Raw genomic sequence first — 19408 nt, forward strand, 5'->3', positions numbered from 1 at the left:
GACGTTAGGGTTGTGTTATTGTAAGGCTCTTCTTTCTTCCTACTGACGTCTGATAGCTATGCAATCCCATCCCAATAATAATCACCAATATTCCAATCAGCGAAAGCGGGCCAGGCAGCGCAATATGTAAAATGATCATTTCGCCGATCATCGCAAAAATGAGCTCTGTCGATTGGGTCGCTTCCACGGCAGCGAGCTTGCCCTGGTCATGTTGGACAAGGTCGGTCGCCATGAAGAACAGCGTTGTCGCAATGACGCCCGAGCTGACTGCGACAATTAACGACTGAATGACCTGACTCATGGATGGCGGTCCGACAGTGAACATCGCATAGACAGCAAAACCGATCCAAACCGGAATGGTCATCAACGTCATCGCTAGCACTCTCTGAAAGGTATCAAGCCTTCCTTGCAATAAATCCATCATCTTTCGATTGCCTAACGGGTAGGCGAACGCTGCTACGATAACGGGAAGGATGCCGAGCCATAAAGTACGTGTATCGACACTGTTTGCGTTCGGAATTTGAAATAAAATGACACCCGCAAAAATGATTAATGTAATGAGCAACGAAACTATGGGGATTCTCTGCCGAATCTTCTTTTCTCCTTCATTAGTCTTCACGACAATGACGAACAAAGGCGCCAACAGAACGCCTGCAACAATCGTCAATTGCCAAGTCCCCGCAAGGAGCCAACCTGGGCTGTACGCAGCGGAATAAGTGAGGGGTGCATAAAAAAGGACGAAAGCAACGACGCTCCAGCCAAAGAAGGGAAGGGGCTTCGCGGCCATAGCTTTGCTTGTATCCCGAAGCCCTTTACGATAAGCGACGATGGCAATCAAAAACGGAACCATGAAGAAATAACGGAGGGAGGCACTCCATAACCAGCTGCCTCCCGAAATTTCCATCGACCGATTCAATACGAACGTCACCGCAAAAAACAAAGATGACAGTATACCTATCCAAATGGCTTTCACAGTGACGCCCTCCTTATGCACGTTCTTCGAAAAGCTTTACAGCCTCGATGATGACATTCGTCGCCTTTTCCATATTGTCGACGGAGATATATTCATATTTACCGTGGTAATTCTCGCCGCCCGTAAAAATATTCGGCGTCGGCATGCCCATATAGGAAAGCTGGGATCCGTCCGTACCACCGCGCACCGGCACGATATCCGGCTTAATATCGAGTGCTTTGAATGCATCCGAAATAATATCTACAATTTCCATGACAGGCTCGATTTTCTCACCCATATTGAAATATTGGTCATTCAGCTCAAGTTCCACGGCATGTTCGCCATGCTCTTTTTTCAGTTGAGCCACAGAGTCGACAAACAATTGCTTTCGCGCTTCAAATGTTTCACGATCGAAGTAACGGATAATAAAATGCAGCTCGGTTTTTTCGACAGATCCACTTACATCCATCAAGTGGACGAACCCTTCATAACCGTCTGTCACTTGCGGAATTTCATTTGCAGGCATCGCCGCTTGGAATTGGCTCGCGATAAGGATTGAGTTCACCATTTTATCCTTCGCGGATCCTGGATGCACGTTTGTTCCGTGAAATGTCACTTTTGCTCCAGCTGCATTGAAGCTTTCATATTGCAGTTCACCAAGAGGTCCGCCATCCATTGTATACGCATATTTTGCACCAAATGCTTCCACATCGAATTTATGCGGCCCGCGCCCGATTTCTTCGTCAGGTGTAAAAGCGACACGCAGTTTACCGTGTTTAATTTCCGGGTGTTGAATCAAATACTCCATCGCCGTCATGATTTCAGCAATCCCGGCTTTATTGTCAGCACCTAACAATGTCGTACCATCTGTTGTGATGAGTGTATGGCCTACATAATTTTTCAACTCAGGGAATGTGGAGACGGACATTGTTGTTTGTGCATTCAACTGGATGTCGTTTCCATCGTAATTGTCTATACGCTGTGGATTGACGTTTTTGCCTGTATAGTCAGTTGCTGTGTCGACGTGCGCTAGAAATCCGATAACCGGTAGATCTTTGTCAGTATTTGACGGAAGGGAGGCAAATAAATAACCGTTCTCGTCTAAAGTGATTTCTTCCATTCCAATTTCAGCAAGTTCTTTTTCGAGCACATGCAGCAAATCCCACTGACCTGGTGTGGATGGGGTGGATGTGCTATTTGCATCCGATTGTGTATCGATTTTTGCATAACGTGTTAGGCGTTCAATCAGTTTTTCTTTCATTCCAAATACCTCCAGTTAGTGTAAAGCGTTATTTCCCTTATCTTATCAGATTGTTTCGATTCACGGAATACTTGACGACCCGACTGCCGATGCTTGCAGCAATGAAGACTTGCGCTGCATAGTACGTCACCATGACAAATGCGTCCCTGTAGGGGATGTCTACGACGAATCGGTCAATCGCCAGCACCGAATCGGAAAATATAAATAGCAGCGCCCCGAAAATGGCAAGCTTCAACTGGGTACGAATCGCCATCCAGCCCATCGTCAAAATGACTGCGATATAAGCGAGGATAGCCACCCCAAGAATTGATTCGCCATTAGCAAATTGTGAGCCGGCAATCCAGATGGCCATGCCCACGCCGTATAACAATAGCAAACTTGCCGCCCATTTCGGTATATGTTTGCGGCTTGCAGAATTGAAAGCAAAGATGTAAAAAAGATGTCCAATGAAAAAAGTAATAAGACCTGCCATGAACCAGTAGATAACACCATCCGCAATCATGCAAATGAATAACCCTGCAATAATGATTCTTTTATAGTTATGTGAAATCAGTGACGGCGTCATCGCAGCGAATATGATAATGAGTGCCATAGGAATTAGCTTCATGAAAATCTTGAAACCGACCGGATCAGGTGGAATTAAAAATATATAAAGGGCACCCATTATGATGATAGCTGTCAATACGATATTCCTCATTGCTTATACAGCTCCTCTCCTCCTTTTCACTTCGATAGGGGGACGTGGAAATCCTTCTGTTAAAGCGTCGTCAATAATTTTTTAGTCCGCAAGATATCAATGAAAACTTCAAGCGCCTTCGTTTGGAAAGGAGTGTTCGTCACAATAGAAAATTTGCGACAGTAAGGGAGCCCTTTGACATCCAGCATTCGTAAATCACCGTTTTTCAATTCTTTCTTAATCGACCAATGGGAAAGCAGACTTATACCGAGGCCTGCCTCGACAGATTCCTTGATTGGTTGAGTGCTGCTGAAATCCATTAGTTTGCTCGGTGAAATCCCATGCTGCTCAAATAAATTATCCATCGCTTCACGTGTGCCCGACCCATGCTCACGAACAATCCAAGTCTCTTGCTCCAATTCGGTCATTTCGAGAGATTTTCCTTTTCGTGCAAGCGGGTGGTCGGCTGCACAGACGATTACCATGGCGTCCTCCGCAAAATCCTCCACGATGAGTCTTGCAGCATTGAATTTTCCTTCCACGATGCCGATATCGAGCTGATGGCTTGCGACTAAATCAGCGACAGTTGCTGTATTGCCGATTGTCACTGTCGGTTGGATATCGGGATAAGTCTGCTTCAAATTGGCGATAATGCGTGGCAGCACGTATTCGCCGAACGTATAACTTGCGCCGATCGACAAAGGACCACTCGCCTTATTCGCTAGATCATCGACAAGATTTTGCATTTTCGTATACAGAGCAAGGATTTCCTTAGCGTGATGATAGACGATTTCCCCTGCTTTGTTCAGCCGGACGTATTTATTCGTACGCTCTAGCAGTCTTGTCCCGATCTGTTCCTCGAACTGCCGGATATATTGGCTTACTGCCGGCTGGGTCATATGATGCTCTTCAGCGGCGCGTGAAAAGCTCTCTTTTTCCGCTACTGTTACAAATACTTGAAGTTGCTGGTCCATCTCCATCACTCCTTGCAATCAATCATATCATTTTACTTATCATAGGCATTATTATAATTTATTTTACTTATGACATACTGCATATTACGCTTACATAGGAGGTGGTATAGGTGAATCAAAAAAATAGCATGTGGTTTGCGGGAATCGCTTTCACATTTTTTATTGCATTATTAGGTTTTTTATTAGCGAAAGTACCTGGATTCAACCATATCGGACAATTGGCAAGTGCCATCATAATTGCCGTCGCATACCGGCAATTATTCGGTTATCCTGAAGCGCTTCGCGCGGGAATTACGTTTTCATCGAAAAAGCTGCTGAGATTAGCGATCATTTTATACGGATTGAAATTAAACATCGATGTCGTTTTCCGCGATGGACTCGGCTTGCTGGCGCGTGATGTGCTCGTCATTGCATTTGCCATCGGGCTTATGGTCCTTCTTGCCAAGTGGCTGAAGGCGGATAAAGATATTTCTTTACTGCTTGGAGTAGGGACGGGGGTATGCGGAGCTGCAGCCATTGCGGCGGTTGCGCCGATCATCAAGGCGAAGGATGAAGATACTGCAATCGGGGTCGGTATCATCGCTATGCTGGGGACGGTGTTTGCAATTGGCTATACAGTATTGCGACCGATTGTGCCATTGCTCCCAACTGAGTACGGCATCTGGTCGGGCATGAGTCTCCACGAATTGGCGCATGTCGCGATTGCCGCAGCTCCTGCGGGAGAAGATGCGCTCGCCATCGCATTGCTTGCGAAACTCGGCAGGGTATTCTTATTAGTCCCGTTATGCTTCATTTTCATTTATTTCATGAAGCGCAAAAGCAAAGGGGAAGAAGAGGGGCAGAACAAAATCGAATTCCCTTGGTTCCTTGTCGGGTTCATTCTGTTAAGCATATTTGGAAGTTATGTATTAGGTCATTCAATACCTGTGTCTGATGAAGTGATGACAGGAATCAGTACAGTGACAACATGGCTATTGACTGCTGCCATGGTCGGTTTAGGATTGAACGTCAGCTTGAAAGACCTGCGTGAACGCGCGATGAGGCCGTTGATAGCGGTGACTATCACATCAGTCTGTTTGTCTGTTTTGGTGTATTTTATTATATAAAATTGTGGGCGTCTTTTCCGAAAAAGGAAAAGGCGCCTTATTTGATATGAATCCCTTACATGCATAATTTAGATGAAATAAGGGAAAGTATTGATAATGCTTATTATAGAAAGGTGATGAAGAGGATGGGTGTACATCAATATTTTAAAAGCTTATCTGATTTAGAACAAATTATCCGTTGCCCAGGAAAGTTCAAATATCAGCACCATTCCGTCGCCAGCCATTCATTTAAGGTGACGAAAATTGCTCAATTTCTTGGAACGGTCGAAGAAAAGGTTGGACAGAAAGTGGATTGGAGAATCCTATATGAAAAGGCATTGAACCATGACTACGCTGAACTTTTTACGGGAGATATAAAGACACCTGTAAAATATGCTTCGAAAGAGTTGAAGCAACTTTTCAGTGAAGTAGAAGAAGAAATGACAAGAAAGTTTGTAGAAAAGGAACTTCCATCTGAGTTTCAAGGCATTTATTTGGAGCGATTTAAGGAAGGTAAAGATGAGACATTGGAGGGGCGCATTTTATCTGTTGCTGATAAAATTGATTTGCTTTATGAAGCATTTGGTGAAATTCAAAAAGGTAATCCAGAGCCATTGTTTATAGAGATATATGAAGAAGCATTAAGAACAATACTGATATTTCAAAATATGAACTGCGTAAAATACTTCCTCGACCATATTCTGACGGATATGCTCAGCGAACGTTTCACTGAACATGGGGAGTTATCGGGCATCGCAATGCGGATCATTAAAGAATGTAACAGTTGAAAGACATACATAAAAGTCATCGGTTCTAAAGAATGCACAAGAAAAAGGCATTCCCACGTGGAAATGCCCTTTTCCCATATGAAATTAGACTACGGAGTAGTTCTTGTGGGAAACAACGGTGAGATTGGATGCGACACCGATTCGGTCTGCATCTTCCTCTGAAATCTTAACGATGACTGAGTTCTCTAGGATTTTTTGGATTGTTCCGTTCACCTCATGATCATTGCGAACGAACGAGATTTCCTCATCGATATGACGAGCTGCGACAAAATCTGAAACAGGTTTTTCACTGCGTGGAAAAGCCAATCTGATCACTCCTACTGTTCATTCTCATCATAATTCTTAATGAAAAAAATTGCTTGGGCATGCCCTAAGCAATCGAATCATGATGGAAAACAACTAGTTGAAAACGATCTCTATCAAGTTGTCTATTATTATTATATCATAAATTGTCGTACTTTGCAGAATCCTGAATCCAAGAAGAATAGTTGCTTGACATTATACCTGGAGGGGTATACAATCAGTTTTGTAATCAACGAGAAAGGAGTTGAGCACAATTGGAATATGATGATAAAATCGTAAATCGATTAAAACGAATCGAAGGTCAGATAAAAGGGATTTTACGGATGATCGAAGAAGGAAAAGACTGCAAAGAAGTCGTTACACAATTGTCTGCTTCCCGTTCGGCGATTGACCGTACAATCGGTGTTATTGTCAGCTCAAATATCATTTCTTGTATGCAGAACGTTGATGAAACTAATTCGATGTCTCAAGAGGAGATTATAAAAGAAGCTGTAGATCTTTTGGTAAAGAGTCGCTAACTGTTGACTCTTTTCTTATTAGCATTCATTATACCTTACGGGGTAGGGTAGTGTATAATAATTTTGAAAGGAAGATAGGATTGTCGGAAACGAAAAAAACAACCATTGTTTTATTCAGTGGAGACTACGATAAAGCAATGGCTGCTTATATTATTGCAAATGGAGCGGCGGCTTACGATCATGAAGTGACAATCTTCCATACGTTCTGGGGATTGAATACACTCCGGAAAGAAGAGCATGTTCCCGTGAAGAAAGGGTTCCTTGAAAAGATGTTTGGGAAAATGATGCCTCGTGGTGCTAATAAGATGGGCATCTCGAAAATGAATATGGCTGGAATGGGACCAAAAATGATTAAGCACGTCATCGAAAAACATAATGCGATGACGCTTCCCCAATTGATTGAACTAGCGCAAGAACAGGATATTAAACTTGTCGCTTGTACGATGACGATGGATTTGTTAGGTCTTCATCAAGACGAATTGCTAGATGGGATTGACTATGCAGGGGTAGCTGCTTATTTAGCTGATGCACAAGATGGCAGTGTGAATTTATTTATCTAAATTAGGAGGAAACAACATGAATGAAGTGACAGCAAAAGAAATCGAAACAAAATTATCTGCTGGGCAACCGCTGAACATTATCGATGTCCGTGAAGTCGACGAAGTAGCTGAAGGTAAAATTCCTGGCGCGATCAATATCCCTTTAGGGTTGTTGGAGTTCCGCATGAACGAATTGGATAAAGCGAAGGAATATATTATGGTTTGTCGCTCTGGCGGACGCAGCGGGCAGGCAACGAAGTTCTTGGAAAGTTACGGATACCAAGTCATAAATATGACTGGCGGTATGTTGGCTTGGGAAGGCCCTACTAAGTAATTTTTTATAAAGAAAAATATACCCCTGCGGGTACTTGGAGAGACGGAAAATGATAAAAGCAGATCACATAATCGATGCGAAAGGCTTGGCGTGCCCAATGCCAGTCGTCAAGACGAGAAAAGCAATGAAAGAGTTGGAACTCGGTAGTGTCCTTGAGGTTCAGGCAACCGATAAAGGTTCTTCCGCCGACCTCAAAGCTTGGGCGGGAAGTTCAGGACATCAATTTTTAGGCACAACGGAAGAAGATGGAGTGCTTACCCATTATTTACGAAAATCCGAAGGAGGGGAAAAAGAGGAAATGAGCTATCCTCATGTCGTTTCCAATGAAGAATTGGAAACCGCACTTTCGAACCGAGAGGAGATTGTTTTATTGGATGTCCGTGAAGCTGCGGAATTCGCTTTCGGCCATATTTCAGGAGCGCAGTCGCTGCCTCTTGGTGATATTGAAAAATCTTTTAACGAATTAGATAAAGAAGCTTCTATCTACATTGTTTGCCGATCAGGCAATCGGAGCGACATGGCTGCACAAAAACTTGCTGTAGCAGGATTCAAGAACGTAAAAAATGTTGTACCCGGCATGAGTGGATGGAACGGTCCCATAGAAAAATCTATTTAATAACGAACTTTGCTAGATAGGAGGAGATAAGTATGACAGTAACACCAATGACGGCTGCGGAAGTCGCAAAAAAGGTGATCAATAAAGAGAACTTCTTCATTTTGGATGTCCGTAATGAAGATGCATTCGCAGATTGGAAAATTGAAGGGGATAACATTCAATACTTGAATGTCCCATATTTCGATCTATTGGACGGTGTAGAAGAAATTCTTCCACAAATCCCGACCGATCAAGATATTATCGTCATCTGTGCAAAGGAAGGCTCTTCAGTTTTCGTCGCGGAAATGCTTGCTGAAGAGGGACGTGATGTTTCCTATTTACAAGGAGGCATGAAGGCGTGGAGCGAGCATTTGGAGCCGGTGAAAATAGGTGACTTGAAGGATGGCGGCTCGATTTATCAATTCGTGCGCATCGGAAAAGGTTGCCTTTCTTACATGATCATGTCAAACGGTGAAGCGGTCATTGTAGATGCGACAAGAATGACGGATGTCTTCCTTGATTTCGCGAAACAATTGGACGTGAAAATTACGAACGTACTCGATACACATTTGCACGCTGATCATATTTCCGGCGGGCGTAAAATTGCCGAAGCCGTGAATGGAACATACTGGCTCCCGCCGAAAGACGCGAAAGAAGTAACGTTTGCATACGAACCGTTAGAAGATGGCCGTGTCATAACTGTAGGGACATCGAAAATCGATATTCAGGCGCTCTATTCACCGGGCCATACAATCGGCTCCACTTCGTTTATTGTCGATGACGCTTATTTATTGACAGGAGACATTTTATTCATTGATTCAATCGGGAGACCTGACCTTGCGGGATTGGCGGAAGATTGGGTCGGTGATTTGCGGGAGACTTTGTATAGCCGCTACCGCGAGTTAGCGAAGGATCTTCTCGTTCTTCCGGCGCACTTCATGATTATCGAAGAATTGAATGACGACGGAAGTGTCTCCGAAAAGTTAGGGAAGCTATTTGAGGTTAACCACGGTTTGAATATTAAGGATGAACAGGAATTCAGGCAATTGGTGACGGGAAACTTGCCTCCTCAACCGAACGCATACCAAGAAATCCGTCAAATGAACATGGGTAAAATTGCGCCAAATGAGGAAACACAGCGTGAAATGGAAATTGGACCGAACCGTTGCGCGGTACGGTGACAAATTAATTATAAGGAGAAGATGACCAAATGGACGTAAAAAAAGTATTAGACGCAAAAGGGTTGGCATGCCCAATGCCGGTTGTACGAACAAGAAAGGCAATTAAGGAATTGGAAGTAGGAGAAATTATAGAAATTCAAGCGACTGACAAAGGTTCGGTTGCTGATTTGACAGCATGGGCAAAATCAAGCGGCCATGAAATGATTGACCAAAAAGAAGAAGCAGGCGTCTTCATGTTCTGGATTAAGAAAGCTGAATAAAGGGTGGGGGTATCTAAACAGATACCCTTTTCCTAATTAAGGAGAGTGATTTTATGGATTTGACATTTCTCGTTACCATTTTTCTCATTGGATTTATAGGGTCCTTCGTTTCCGGCATGGTCGGAATCGGTGGATCAATTATCAAATATCCGATGCTATTATACATTCCGCCATTGCTCGGAATTGCCGCATTCTCTGCACACGAAGTGTCAGGAATCAGTGCAATCCAAGTGTTCTTCGCGACAATATCCGGAGTGTGGGCGTACCGGAAAGGCGGATATCTTAACAAGACATTGATCATTTATATGGGAAGTGCGATTTTAGTCGGAAGCTTTATCGGAGGGTATGGTTCCAATTTGATATCAGAAGGAAGCATCAATCTCGTGTATGGCATTTTGGCAACGATTGCGGCCGTCATGATGTTCATTCCGAAAAAAGGACTGGATGATATTCCGGCGGATCAAGTCGTTTTCAATAAATGGCTTGCAGCCGTACTTGCTTTCATCGTCGGCATTGCTGCTGGGATTGTCGGAGCTGCAGGTGCTTTTATTCTAGTTCCGATCATGCTCGTCGTTTTGAAAATCCCGACACGCATGACAATTGCAACGTCACTTGCTATCACATTCATCTCATCGATCGGTTCGACGGTAGGGAAGATCGTGACTGACCAAGTTCTTTACGGACCAGCCGCCATCATGATTGTAGCGAGTATCCTTGCTGCTCCACTAGGGGCAAAGGCGGGACAGAAGATGAATACGAAAATATTGCAGGGTATATTGGCGGTGTTGATTTTAGGGACGGCTGTGAAGATTTGGTTGGATTTTTGATAAGGATAGCATAAGAAAAAACAGAAGCCTCATTCCGAGTGCTTCTGTTTTTTCTTGAATGATGCACGAATCCGTGGTTCAGTCCCTTTTCGAATTCGCTTGAAGTTTTCGATATGCTTCCAGATCGCCATTAAGGAAAGCAACACGGCAATCAGTATCGGCCAATAACCATCGAGCCAAACGGCCATGACGAAGAGAGTAATATAGAGCATGAAGACGCCGATGACAAGAATGTCGGTGAGAAGGGCAACCAGTATGAATAAAGCAAGCCCGGCAAGCCCGAATCGCCAATCGATGGCGAAAAGTACACCGATTACGGTAGCCGTTCCTTTACCACCGTTGAACTTCATATAGAACGGAAAATTATGGCCGAATATAACGGCTGCGCCGACAACAAATAATAACAATATGATAGATTCTACAGGCAGTCCGAAATGTCCTGCTAGCAATCTTACCGCAATGACCGCGAGAACGCCTTTGCCGATATCAATTAATGCAACAAGAGCGCCATACCGTTTCCCGAGAACAATCATCGCATTCGACGCCCCAGCATTTTTCACACCAGTCTCTTTTAAATTAACCCCAGAAATCCAATGTGCAACTGTCGAACCGTGCAAGCAGCCGACTAAATAACCACAAATGACTATGCCCAAAATCCATAACGTCATATAAATCCTCCAAAATTAATATATTCATATGCACCAACGTCCAAAGCCTGTTGAATCGCGTCCAAAGCAAGTAGCTGCACGTCCAAAGAAGGCCCTCCCGCGTCCAAAGTGAGTGTCTGCGCGTCCAAAGAGGGTGCTTCCGTGTCCAAAGCAAGTGTCCACGCGACCAAAGAGGCAGGTTCCACGTCCGATGCAAGCACACCTGCGCCGTCAGTCCAATTACTAAAACTATTATAACATCAGAGATAAAGCGGAAGTTTCAGAAAAAAATAAATTCACCTCTTGACTTTTCAAAAAGAGTCTCCTATACTGTTCAACAAGATGAAAAACTGAATACCCAAACTCTTATCAAGAGCGGCGGAGGGACTAGGCCCTGCGATGCCCGGCAACCGGCAAGTGACGAACTTGCAAAGGTGCTACTTCCTACAGATTCGTGCAAACGGTCTGAAAGATAAGAGGAGGAATAAGCGAAAGCGTAACCCTTCTCTTAGCGAAAGGGGTTATTTTTTTTATTCCAAAAACCCCCAACGCCTCCGCATTGCCTTTTCATCTTAAAAAAATCCACTGGAGGTAATAAAAATGACAAACCAACTTCAACCAGAAACTCTTCTTTTACACGGAGGCCAAAAGCCGGATCCTATTACAGGTTCACGCGCTGTGCCGATCCACCGTACTACTGCATTTGTTTTCCGCGATACTGAACATGCCCAAAACTTATTCGGCTTGCAAGAAGCAGGCAATATTTACACAAGAATCACGAATCCGACTGTTGCTGTCTTTGAAGAAAGAGTTGCACTTTTAGAAGGTGGAACAGCCGCTGTCGCTCTTTCTTCCGGTATGGCCGCTATCGCCTTTTCCATTTTGAACATTGCTGGAGTTGGGGACGAGATCGTCGCGGCGGGCAACCTATACGGTGGAACGTATAATCTATTCGCCGTCACGCTTCCTCGCTACGGCATCAATGTAAAATTCGTCGATGCAGAAAACCCTGAAAACTTCCGTGCTGCAATCACGGACAAAACAAAAGCGATATTCGCTGAAACAATCGGGAACCCGAGCCTTCAAGTGCTCGATATCGAAGCGGTCGCAAACATTGCGCATGAGAATGAAATCCCGTTCATCATCGATAACACATTTGCATCCCCATACGGATCGAATCCAATCGAGTTCGGGGCGGACGTTGTCATTCATTCCGCGACGAAATGGATCGGCGGCCATGGAACAACAATCGGCGGCGTCGTTGTAGACGCGGGGAAATTCGACTGGACGAGAGGGAAATTCCCTGGCTTTACAGAGCCTGATACAACGTACAACGGACTTCGATACGGTATTGACACTGCGGCAGCTGCATTTGCGACAAAGCTTCGCGTCCAATTACTGCGCGACTTCGGGCCTTGCCTAGATCCGGATAGTGCTTTCAACTTCCTACAAGGGCTAGAGACGCTTCATTTGCGTGTTACTCGTCATAACGAAAATGCCGTTAAAGTGGCTGAGTTCCTAAAATCGCATCCATCTGTAGAGTGGGTAACATACGCAGGATTGGAAGACCATCCGACGTATGAAAATGCTAAGAAATACTTGAAAAATGGCTTCGGCTCCATCATCGTCTTCGGTATTAAAGGTGGACGTGAAGCAGGACGCAAAGTGATCGACAATATTACGTTGTGGTCACACGTAGCGAATGTAGGGGATGCAAAATCACTTATCATCCATCCTGCATCGACGACACATCAGCAATTGTCTGCTGAGGACTTGAAAAAGACGGGAACGCCAGAAGAATTGATCCGTCTGTCTGTCGGACTTGAGTCTACGGAAGATACGATTGCAGACTTGCAGCAGGCGATTGAGAAAGCTGCGCCTGTCGAAGTCCGATAATAGAGCGACTTTGATTTAAAATGACAAAGCAAAGTTAGGAAGGAAGGGTGGTATAATGCCGTCAATTAAAGTGGCCATACTCGGTTTTGGTACGGTCGGTGAAGGTGTGTATAGAATCCTGCAGGAGAAGCGGGAGGAGATTAAAGAGAGCACTGGTTTCACAGTTGATGTCGTATCCATCCTTGTGAAAGACAAGGCGAAAAGACGCAAGCCGATTCAAGGAGCGAAATTCACCGACGACATTCAGGAAATATGGAATAATCCCGAAATCGATGTTATCTTCGAAGCAATTGTCGGGGAAGAGCCTGCCTATACGTTTTTGTCGGAAGCGATTGAGAAGGGCTGCCACATTATTACTGCGAATAAAAAGATGTTCGCTAAACACGGACCTGCATTACTGAAGCATGCAGAATTCCGCAATGTGCAAGTCGGATTCGAAGCGACAACAGCTGGCGGCGTCCCGATTATCCGGACAGTGACAAATCTTATTGCAGGCGACCGTATCAAACGGATTCAAGGTATTTTAAACGGGACGTCAAATTTCATTTTGACAAAAATGCGTAAAGAAGGTTCTTCGTTCAAAGCAGCTCTCTTGCATGCCCAGAAAAACGGGTACGCGGAAGCGGATCCTGCGGATGACGTGGACGGTACGGACGCTTTCCGCAAGCTGATGATTTTAAGTTCGCTCGCTTTCGGCAGGCAGCCCGATTGGGATGACGTACCGGTTATCGGAATTGATCATTTGGAGTCAATCGATATTATCGATGCATCCAAAGGTGATCTTCGCTATCGCCACGTAGCTGATATTTGGAAGGACAAAAAAGGAAAGCTGCAAGCGACGGTAGGACCGGTTTTGATCGGGGCGGATCATCCGCTGTACAGCATAGACGGTGTCGACAATGCAATCATTGTAGATACCGAGTATTTAGGACCGTTAACTTTGGTAGGACCCGGCGCTGGCATGTATCCAACAGGAAGTGCAATGATTGCCGATTTATTGCATATTATTCGTCAACACGAATCAGTTCTAGTGCCGAACTAAAAAAGTGGAGGAGGAATCTTAGATTCCACCCTCCACTTTTTTGTTTTCATTATACGCTGTCTTTCACTTTCTGTTTTCTTGGTCGCTCACTCTTAGGCCGTTCACTTTGCAATGCTTTGATCAGAGAAACGATCATTAGCAAAATGATGAAGGAGAACGGCAAGGCGGCAATGATGATCGTGTTTTGGAGCGCAGTCAATCCGTTTACGGATAATAGTATAATCGCAATGGCTGACTGGATGACACCCCAAATAATCTTCACGTTATTCGGCGGGGTCAATGAACCATACGTGGACTGCATGCCTAATACGAACGTCGCTGAGTCCGCGGAAGTGATGAAAAACGATGCAATGAGAAGAACTGCGACTACAGAAATGAAGAATGACCATGGCATCGAATGGAACATTTCAAAAATCGTTAGTTCAGTATCTGTTTTCGCTAAGTCTGCAATCCCTTCACGTTGCATATTGATAGCGGTTGTCCCGAAAGCTGAAAACCAGAAAGCACTCAAAATGGTTGGTGCCAACATGACCACAACCATGAATTCCCTGATCGTTCTTCCTTTCGATACACGTGCGATAAACATGCTGACAAATGGTGCCCAAGAGATCCACCAAGCCCAATAGAAGATCGTCCAGGTATCAAGCCATTCACGGTGAGCATCGTTCAATGGAGCAGTACGGAAACTCATCGAAACGAGATTGGCAAGATAACCTCCAATTGAATCGGTGAACACATTGAATATAAGCAAAGTCGGCCCTACGATGAGGACGAAGCCTAATATGGCAAGAGCAAGAATCAGGTTTGTATTCGACAAATACTTAATCCCTTTGCTAAGCCCTGACCAAGCGGACATCACAAAAAGTACTGTGACGACTGCAATAATTATTAGTTGTGAAGAAAACCCGATTGTAAAGCCAAAAAGATAATTCAGCCCTGCGTTAATTTGAACAGCACCGAAGCCGAGAGAAGTGGCAACGCCAAAAGCTGTTGCAAAAACGGCAAGTACATCAACGAGGACACCCCATGGGCCCTCCATTTTTTTACCGAAAATCGGCTTCAATGTTGCTGAAATTAACCCCGGTTCTCCTTTGCGGAATTGGAAATAGGCAAGTGCAAGACCGACGATTCCGTACATCGCCCATACATGCAAGCCCCAATGGAAAAACGAGTAGCGCATTGCCTCTTTGAAGGCTGCGTCTGAATTAGGCTCGGCTGTAGCAGGATTGATGGCGTAATGGGATAACGGTTCCGCAGCCCCGTAAAAGACTAGCCCGATGCCCATACCTGCAGAGAACAGCATGGCAATCCAAGTGATCATCGTAAACGCTGGACGGTCCGTATCTTGACCTAAACGCACTTTTCCAAAGGGACTAAAAATGAAGAAAAGGCTAAGCACAAGAAGAAATGAAAGCAGAAGCATGTAATACCATCCGAATGAAGATGAAACGAAGGATTTTATGGAAGTTGTGACGGCTTCAAAACTTTCCGCCGCAGCCACTCCATAGCCGACCGCCAAGATGATCAGGCCGATTGTTATATAAAATACATTTGATATTTTTCGCATGTTTCCCCCTATGGATCATGAATTTTTGAAACGACTACATACTATACCAATCATATAGCAGGAAAGCAAAAGGGGTGAAAATGTAAACACTTACACAAACAGCTTGTTTTATTTTTTTATAAACATGTATAAAGTGCATCCGGTAGGTGTCTGGTGGGAATAAATAGAAAGTTCTGGATTGTGAATCCGGTTTAGATTGAATAAAAAAAATGTGTCTTTTTGACTAGAGCACATCCCTGTTTTCATTTTACCCCTTATACCGACTTTTAATCCTCGTCTTTAATATCAAGATCTGGAGGCAATGGTTCACTCAAATAGTCTTCAATCTGCTTTTTTAACGTCTCGAGCTGATTGAAATAAGTGCCAAACTGACTTTGATTTATAAGATATTGTTCGCCGTCATGCACAGCTCGTATGCGTCCTCCCCAAACATACTTCCGGACTTGCTCGACCGGCATCCCTAAATATTCTGCTGTTTCTTCAATTGTCATATACATACCAAAACTCTCCTTCTGTTTTCTTTACATTATAAACGAATACTACCGATAGCCTTCCTTCCTTTATATTTTGCATGTACTTGGGCAATTTAAAAAGAACTAGACGAATGGAGGTAGCAATCAATATGAATGAAGAATCTAACGTGAACCATGGAAGATCTATTTTGATTAAAGCAATAATGATTTTTCCGGTTCTATGGATTGTTTTAACATTATTTAACGGGGTATCTTTCTGGCACTCGACCATTTTAGGAATCGCTTTATTACTCATTTCCTATTTAGGCGATATGGTGATACTCCCGAGAATTGGGAATATGGCTGCGACAATTGGAGATATATTGTTAGGGTTTATTGTTTTGTGGGGTGGTTTACATTTGCTGGGATATACGAATTCCATGGGAGAAGCATTTTTGACAGGGGTAATTGTAAGTGTAGGGGAATACTTTTTTCATTCTTGGCTTTTGAAAACGCATTTCGGGAGCACATATATAGATGAAACGTAAGAAAAAACGAGAATGGCATTTTGCAAAGCCACTCTCGTTTTTTTATATGAGTTTGCTGAAATTGAGCCGTTTATCCAAAGCAACCATAATAGGAATGCCGACTGTCATGACGATAAATTCGCTGGTTGCGACGAAGAACCATGTCAGTAAGAAAGGAAACTCCAGCGCGATGTTCAATTCCCATGCTATGAGGACCATCGTAAACGTGAAGACGATTGTATTGAAAAACATCCGTTTGTAAAGCCCATTGATGAACTTAGCGGATAGGATTGTAATCGATAGAGCGATTACGGATTGCCCAACACCGAATACAAGATCGATCGGCCCGAGTTCGGAAAAGAGCATGTTGGCGATAAATACGCCCAATACGACACCAACGATATATTTTTTATTGAACACAACGAGATGATTGAACATCTCAGACAAGCGGAACTGGATGTTTGTGAACCCGAACGGGGCAATCAAAAACGTCACAGCAACATACAACGCAGCGATAATACCGCTCGTTGCCATCATTTTTACTTTCATATTCATTTCTCCTTAGTTTTTTTTCGTGGGAGGTTCGCGAACCACGTGGCAAAAAGCCTACCTTTTAGTTTACCATAGGACTATTGAACGTTCAATAGCTGTTTTATTCGGACCGCTGATTTACCTTGAATACGGGTATGCTATTTTCAAATGAATGATCGTTGAAAGAGGGAGCGATATGCGGAAAAGCTGGTCCATTTTCATGACTGACGTTAAGAATATTAGCCAAAACTGGGTGGCGGCTGTGTTGATTGGCGGGCTCATTTTTCTTCCATCCTTGTATGCATGGTTCAATATTTATGCGACATGGGATCCTTATGGTAAAACAAGTCATCTGCCGGTCGCCGTCGTCAATGAGGATGTCGGGGCGGCTGTTCGAGGTGAGCATTTTGATGTCGGCGCGCAGCTTGTTGATACGCTGAAAGGAAATCGGGATATGGCTTGGCAATTCACTACTCGGACGCAGGCGATGGAACGGATTGAGTACGGGGATTATTTTGCCGTGTTAATTATCCCAAAGGATTTTTCGGAAAAGCTCAGTTCCGTTATTTCCGATCATCCCGAAAAAGCGGAGATCGATTATTATGTGAATGAAAAAATCAATTCGATTGCCCCTAAAATTACTGAAAAAGGTGCAAGCGTCATTGTCGATAAAGTGAGCAGACAATTCATCTCAACGGTGAACGGTGTTATTTTTGACCAGTTTAATCGGCTTGGTATTGAGCTTCAACACGATATGCCGGATGTCAAAAAGTTTGAGAACTATATTTTTGACATGGAAGAGCAACTGCCGCATATACATGATTTGTTGAAAAGCACAAGACGAGACGCAGTGTCAGCACAAGATTTGATTCATAAAGCGCAAAAGAAAATGCCGACAGCAAAACAATCGGTTGCGGACGGATTGACGACGGTGAACCGTGCATTGACCTTTTTGGATAATGCGGAAGCTAGGCTGAATGAAATTGCTCCTAAGGTGAAAAGTGATTTGCAACGAGCGTCTGCGATTTCAAAGGAAACGAACGAGTTTTTAGGAAAAGTGTATAACGTTAAATTGGATTTTACAGAAATTGAGCGTGTGAAAGAGCAGCTTAACGCTAAAATGACAGAGACAATCCAGAATGTTGGATCGGTGGAAGCGGATCTCCGGTGGTTGCAAGATGTAGCAAGCAACGAAGAACAGCCAAGTGCGGAGCAGCAAGAGCGATTGCAAAAGGCAATCGACAAGACGACGGAATTACAAAACTTACTGGAAGAAGCGCAAACGAATGCTAACTCGCTTAATGGATTAGTTGAAGGTAAGCAACAGCAACTGAAACAAACATTGACAAATTTAGAACGGTTATCGGAGAATGCAACCGTTCGGCTGGATCAATTTCTTGATGAATATAAAAATACAATCGAACCGACCGTCATCGCGGAAACAGTACGTGCCAAAAAAACGCTGCAACAGGCTAAATCGTTACTGACGTCAATACAATCGACTGTCCCTGAGGTGGAGCGAATTCTGGCAAGTACCTCTAAGCATATTACTGAGGGAATCGAGCTGTCGGAAAAAGCATTGAACGAGTACCCTTACATCGCGGATAGAGTGGGAAATCTTGCTGACAAAATTCGTACCATTCAAGGTGAAACGGACATCAATGAAATTATCCAATTGCTTCGGAATGATCCGCAAGCGGAGCGCAGCTTTTTTGAGGAACCGATATTGTTAAATGAAAATAAATTATTCCCTATCGAAAATTACGGAACAGGCATGACGCCATTTTACACCGTGCTTGCCATCTGGGTTGGCTGCCTTCTTCTCATCTCCCTTCTTGCTACGGATGTTGAAAATGTGGATGGGATGAGCAGCAGACATATTTACGCAGGGCGCCTTTTTACATTCCTTGCTATCGGTCTGCTCCAAACTCTTATCGTTATAGTCGGCGATCTGATAATCCTTGGTGTTCATGCAAAGGATCCAGTCTGGTTCATCGTTTTCGGTCTTTTCATCAGTACGGTGTTCATGATATTCGTCTACACGCTCGTCTCTTTATTCGGAGATGTCGGAAAGGCGCTTGCAATCATCATGCTCGTTCTGCAAATTGCCGGTTCCGGCGGCACGTATCCAGTTGCGCTCTTGCCACGTTTCTTTCAATGGATCAATCCCGGTCTCCCTTTCACGTATGCGATCGATTTAATGAGAGAAGCAGTCGGCGGCATTGTTTGGCAACGGGTCATCACGAACGTCACATTTCTGCTCATTACAGGAATCATCTTTTTATTAATAGGCATCTTCCTGAAAAAGATTGTGAACCGGAAAACCCATCAATTATTAAGAAAATCACGGGAATCGGGGCTGTTTCATTGAGGGATGGCGTTCACTGCATGAGTTGATTTTTGATTATTGAAACGAATTAGTCGTTAAGAACGTACCAATAGTGGAAGTGTCG

The 19408-nt window shown here is 44.0% G+C and carries 23 protein-coding genes and 2 riboswitches; of the genes, 13 read left to right on the plus strand and 10 right to left on the minus strand.

Translation table 11 applies throughout. The annotated features are described in order from the left end of the window. Positions 1-4: 4 nt before the first annotated feature. The 4 genes from AC0L13_RS00785 to AC0L13_RS00800 are packed head-to-tail and all read right to left on the minus strand — an operon-like array spanning position 5 to position 3863. A complete protein-coding gene (locus AC0L13_RS00785) occupies positions 5-973 on the minus strand; it encodes a DMT family transporter (protein WP_473642972.1) in 969 nt (322 codons plus the stop codon). Between the two features lie 13 nt (positions 974-986). Then, on the minus strand, positions 987-2213 hold the full coding sequence (pepT, locus tag AC0L13_RS00790) for a peptidase T (RefSeq protein WP_473642974.1): 1227 nt from the start codon (positions 2211-2213) through the stop codon (positions 987-989). Positions 2214-2250: 37 nt separating this feature from the next. After that, a complete protein-coding gene (locus AC0L13_RS00795; RefSeq protein ID WP_473642976.1) occupies positions 2251-2910 on the minus strand; it encodes a lysoplasmalogenase in 660 nt (219 codons plus the stop codon). 59 nt (positions 2911-2969) lie between these two features. After that, the gene (locus AC0L13_RS00800; RefSeq protein ID WP_473642978.1) at positions 2970-3863 is read right to left on the minus strand and encodes a LysR family transcriptional regulator; all 894 of its coding nucleotides are present in this window, start codon (positions 3861-3863) and stop codon (positions 2970-2972) included. Positions 3864-3991: 128 nt separating this feature from the next. On the opposite strand from AC0L13_RS00800, the gene AC0L13_RS00805 reads away from it, so the two are divergent. Continuing rightward, positions 3992-4969, plus strand: coding sequence for a YeiH family protein (locus AC0L13_RS00805; RefSeq protein WP_473646797.1), 978 nt, complete (start codon positions 3992-3994; stop codon positions 4967-4969). A gap of 125 nt (positions 4970-5094) precedes the next feature. Continuing rightward, positions 5095-5736: an HD domain-containing protein gene (locus tag AC0L13_RS00810; protein WP_473642980.1), complete on the plus strand. Its 642-nt coding sequence runs from the start codon at positions 5095-5097 to the stop codon at positions 5734-5736. Positions 5737-5820: 84 nt separating this feature from the next. Here AC0L13_RS00810 and AC0L13_RS00815 read toward each other — a convergent pair whose 3' ends face one another. Then, on the minus strand, positions 5821-6051 hold the full coding sequence (locus tag AC0L13_RS00815; protein ID WP_473642982.1) for a DUF2187 family protein: 231 nt from the start codon (positions 6049-6051) through the stop codon (positions 5821-5823). A 242-nt stretch (positions 6052-6293) separates the two neighbouring features. Here AC0L13_RS00815 and AC0L13_RS00820 point away from each other — a divergent pair, with 242 nt between their 5' ends. The 7 genes from AC0L13_RS00820 (at position 6294) to AC0L13_RS00850 (ending at position 10293) form a co-directional block, all read left to right on the plus strand. After that, positions 6294-6557, plus strand: coding sequence for a metal-sensitive transcriptional regulator (locus AC0L13_RS00820; protein ID WP_473642984.1), 264 nt, complete (start codon positions 6294-6296; stop codon positions 6555-6557). An 80-nt stretch (positions 6558-6637) separates the two neighbouring features. Next, entirely contained in the window at positions 6638-7117 is a 480-nt protein-coding gene (locus AC0L13_RS00825; RefSeq protein ID WP_473642986.1) for a DsrE/DsrF/DrsH-like family protein, read from the plus strand. A gap of 16 nt (positions 7118-7133) precedes the next feature. Continuing rightward, positions 7134-7430 carry a rhodanese-like domain-containing protein gene (locus AC0L13_RS00830; RefSeq protein ID WP_473642988.1) on the plus strand — a complete coding sequence of 99 codons (297 nt, stop codon included), beginning with the start codon at positions 7134-7136 and terminating at the stop codon, positions 7428-7430. A 49-nt stretch (positions 7431-7479) separates the two neighbouring features. Further along, positions 7480-8046, plus strand: coding sequence for a sulfurtransferase TusA family protein (locus tag AC0L13_RS00835; protein WP_473642990.1), 567 nt, complete (start codon positions 7480-7482; stop codon positions 8044-8046). Positions 8047-8078: 32 nt separating this feature from the next. Beyond that, the gene (locus AC0L13_RS00840; protein WP_473642992.1) at positions 8079-9206 is read left to right on the plus strand and encodes an MBL fold metallo-hydrolase; all 1128 of its coding nucleotides are present in this window, start codon (positions 8079-8081) and stop codon (positions 9204-9206) included. Between the two features lie 29 nt (positions 9207-9235). Beyond that, complete coding sequence (locus AC0L13_RS00845) at positions 9236-9466, plus strand: sulfurtransferase TusA family protein (protein ID WP_473642994.1); 231 nt, start codon at positions 9236-9238, stop codon at positions 9464-9466. Between the two features lie 53 nt (positions 9467-9519). Beyond that, positions 9520-10293, plus strand: a complete 774-nt coding sequence (locus AC0L13_RS00850) for a sulfite exporter TauE/SafE family protein (protein WP_473642995.1) — start codon at positions 9520-9522, stop codon at positions 10291-10293. 29 nt (positions 10294-10322) lie between these two features. Here the strand turns inward: AC0L13_RS00850 and AC0L13_RS00855 are convergent, their stop codons facing one another. Together AC0L13_RS00855 and AC0L13_RS00860 are read right to left on the minus strand one after the other, a co-directional pair. Continuing rightward, entirely contained in the window at positions 10323-10961 is a 639-nt protein-coding gene (locus tag AC0L13_RS00855; RefSeq protein WP_473642997.1) for a glycerol-3-phosphate acyltransferase, read from the minus strand. After that, positions 10958-11131 (minus strand): hypothetical protein, encoded by a 174-nt coding sequence (locus AC0L13_RS00860; RefSeq protein ID WP_473642999.1) that lies wholly within the window; start codon positions 11129-11131, stop codon positions 10958-10960. Before AC0L13_RS00860 ends, AC0L13_RS00855 begins: the two co-directional genes overlap by 4 nt. 172 nt (positions 11132-11303) lie before the next feature. After that, positions 11304-11419: riboswitch (SAM riboswitch) on the plus strand. A gap of 121 nt (positions 11420-11540) precedes the next feature. Between AC0L13_RS00860 and AC0L13_RS00865 the strand changes: the two genes are divergently transcribed. Together AC0L13_RS00865 and AC0L13_RS00870 are read left to right on the plus strand one after the other, a co-directional pair. After that, entirely contained in the window at positions 11541-12836 is a 1296-nt protein-coding gene (locus AC0L13_RS00865) for an O-acetylhomoserine aminocarboxypropyltransferase/cysteine synthase family protein (RefSeq protein ID WP_473643001.1), read from the plus strand. Between the two features lie 55 nt (positions 12837-12891). Further along, positions 12892-13878 carry a homoserine dehydrogenase gene (locus AC0L13_RS00870; RefSeq protein ID WP_473643003.1) on the plus strand — a complete coding sequence of 329 codons (987 nt, stop codon included), beginning with the start codon at positions 12892-12894 and terminating at the stop codon, positions 13876-13878. A 49-nt stretch (positions 13879-13927) separates the two neighbouring features. Here AC0L13_RS00870 and AC0L13_RS00875 read toward each other — a convergent pair whose 3' ends face one another. Beyond that, entirely contained in the window at positions 13928-15445 is a 1518-nt protein-coding gene (locus AC0L13_RS00875) for a BCCT family transporter (RefSeq protein ID WP_473643005.1), read from the minus strand. Between the two features lie 266 nt (positions 15446-15711). Further along, entirely contained in the window at positions 15712-15942 is a 231-nt protein-coding gene (locus tag AC0L13_RS00880) for a helix-turn-helix domain-containing protein (RefSeq protein WP_473643007.1), read from the minus strand. A 125-nt stretch (positions 15943-16067) separates the two neighbouring features. On the opposite strand from AC0L13_RS00880, the gene AC0L13_RS00885 reads away from it, so the two are divergent. Beyond that, positions 16068-16445 (plus strand): DUF2512 family protein, encoded by a 378-nt coding sequence (locus AC0L13_RS00885; protein ID WP_473643009.1) that lies wholly within the window; start codon positions 16068-16070, stop codon positions 16443-16445. Between the two features lie 42 nt (positions 16446-16487). Here the strand turns inward: AC0L13_RS00885 and AC0L13_RS00890 are convergent, their stop codons facing one another. Next, complete coding sequence (locus tag AC0L13_RS00890) at positions 16488-16973, minus strand: QueT transporter family protein (RefSeq protein WP_473643011.1); 486 nt, start codon at positions 16971-16973, stop codon at positions 16488-16490. A gap of 6 nt (positions 16974-16979) precedes the next feature. Beyond that, positions 16980-17024, minus strand: a riboswitch (PreQ1 riboswitch). A gap of 127 nt (positions 17025-17151) precedes the next feature. Between AC0L13_RS00890 and AC0L13_RS00895 the strand changes: the two genes are divergently transcribed. Then, a complete protein-coding gene (locus AC0L13_RS00895; protein ID WP_473643013.1) occupies positions 17152-19326 on the plus strand; it encodes a YhgE/Pip domain-containing protein in 2175 nt (724 codons plus the stop codon). Positions 19327-19408 lie beyond the last annotated feature (82 nt).

This window comes from Sporosarcina sp. QA0331 (assembly GCF_055808055.1).